Annotated in this window: 2 protein-coding genes and 1 pseudogene; 2 read left to right on the top strand and 1 reads right to left on the bottom strand. The window is 75.4% G+C overall.

The window, feature by feature from the left end; all coding sequences use genetic code 11:
* Both KS423_RS44570 and KS423_RS44575 read left to right on the top strand, forming a co-directional pair.
* The coding region (locus KS423_RS44570; protein WP_224285384.1) for an ATP-binding cassette domain-containing protein at positions 1-666 on the top strand (666 nt) is incomplete at its 5' end.
* Entirely contained in the window at positions 663-1,508 is an 846-nt protein-coding gene (locus tag KS423_RS44575) for an ABC transporter permease subunit (protein WP_224285385.1), read from the top strand. The genes KS423_RS44570 and KS423_RS44575, both read left to right, overlap by 4 nt.
* Positions 1,509-1,541: 33 nt before the next feature.
* Here KS423_RS44575 and KS423_RS44580 read toward each other — a convergent pair.
* Positions 1,542-1,884 (bottom strand): annotated as a pseudogene (locus tag KS423_RS44580) (hypothetical protein); the annotation flags it as partial.

Here is a 1,884-nt window from a genome sequence, read left to right on the forward strand (position 1 = left end):
GACGCGCACGGCGGGCGCACCGGCCGGGCCCAGCTGCGGGCGCTGGCCCGCGCCAACGCGATCCCGGCCGCACGGGTCGAGCAGGTGCTGCACGAGGTCGGGCTCGCCGAAGCGGCCGGGCGCCGGATCCGCGGCTACTCGCTGGGCATGAAGCAGCGGCTCGGCATCGCCGGCGCGCTGCTCGGCGACCCGCCGGTGCTGCTCTTCGACGAGCCGCTGAACGGGCTGGACCCGGAGGGCGTGCTCTGGGTGCGCGGGCTGTTCCGGCGGCTCGCCGCCGAGGGACGCACGGTCTTCGTCTCCAGCCACATGATGGCCGAGATGGAGCACACCGCCGACCACCTGGTGGTGATCGGACGCGGCCGGCTGCTCGCCGACGAGAGCCTCACCGAGTTCGCCGCCCGGACCGGCCGGGCCACCGTCACCGTCCGAGCCGCCGAACCCGACCGGCTGGCGGCCGTGTTGACGGCGGCCGGCGCAATCGTACGGCCCGGCCCGGACGGCGCCCTCGCGGTGACCGGCCTGGACGCCACCCGGATCGGCGAACTCGCCCTGGAACACCGCCTGTTGCTGCACGCCCTGACCACCCGGGGCGCTTCCCTGGAGGAGGCGTTCATGGACCTGACCGCCGACAGCGTCGAGTACCCCGCCGGAGAGCCCCGTTGAACACCGCGTCGAGCACCACGCCCGCCCACACCCGCGCCGAGCCGCGCGCCCGCTTCGGCGACCTGCTGGCCGCCGAGTGGATCAAGTTCTGGTCGCTGCGCTCGATCTCCTGGGTGCTCGGCCTCAGCGCCCTGGCGATCGTCGCCGCCAACCTGAAGTCCGCGCTGTACACCCGCGACCACTACATGCCGGGCGAGGGCGATCCGGCGGGCATGGCGCAGGTGGCGCTGAACGACGCGTTCAACGTCGCCTCCGCCGACATCCTGATGCTGGTCGCGGGCGGCCTCGGCGCGATCGTCATCGCGGGCGAGTACGCGACCGGGCTGATCCGCACGACGCTGGCGGCCGTGCCCGATCGCCGGGCGGTGCTCGCCGCCAAGGCCTGCGTGCTGGCCGCCGTGCTGTTCGGCTACGGGGTGCTCACCGTCGGCGTCTCCTTCGGCGCGAGCCAGGCGATCCTGTCCGAGGTGGGCATCGGGCAGTCCGTCACCGACCCGACCGCGCTGCGGTACGTCGCGGCGGCGGTGCTGTTCGGCCCGGTCTGCGCGCTGGTCGGGCTCGGCCTCGGCACCCTGATCCGGCACAGCGCGGGCGCCGTGGTGGGCACCGTCGTGGTGCTGTTCTTCGTCCCGTCGCTGGTCACCGAGCGCTACCGCTGGAGCGCCGACCTGCTGCACGCCCTGCCGCTGCCCGCCTGGCAGCGCCTGGCCCGGACCACCCTGGCGGGCCTGCGCCCGTCCGAGTATCCGGCCACCGTCGCGGGCTCCTGGGTCACCTTCGCGGTGTGGTCGCTGGCCTCGGTCGCCGTCGCGGCGGTCGCGATCCACCGCCGCGACCACTGACGGCCCCGGGCAGGTGTTCAGGACGAAGGGGGCTCAGAACGCCGCGATGCTCCCGGGCGCCCGCTCGGCGCGGCTGAGCATGCGCAGCACCGCCGCCTGGCCGTGCCGCCGCACGGCCAGCCGGGCCAGCAGGCCGATCACCGACTCGGCGGTCTCCGGTGGGAGTTCGGGGCCCGGCACCCCGACGCTGACCGCCAGGTCGTCGCCGTGGACGGCCAGTTCCATCGTCCGGGTGGCCAGCAGGTCGTCGAGGGTGAGTGCCCACGGGCCCCAGAACGGCAGCCGGACCGGTCGGGTGCCGTCCGCCGCCGCCAGCGTGGCCGCGAGCTCCGGCAGCACGGCGGCGAGCCGGCGGTGCAGCGCGGCCGGCCCGTCG

The organism is Streptomyces sp. LS1784, assembly GCF_020103755.1.
Classification (GTDB): Bacteria; Actinomycetota; Actinomycetes; order Streptomycetales; family Streptomycetaceae; genus Kitasatospora.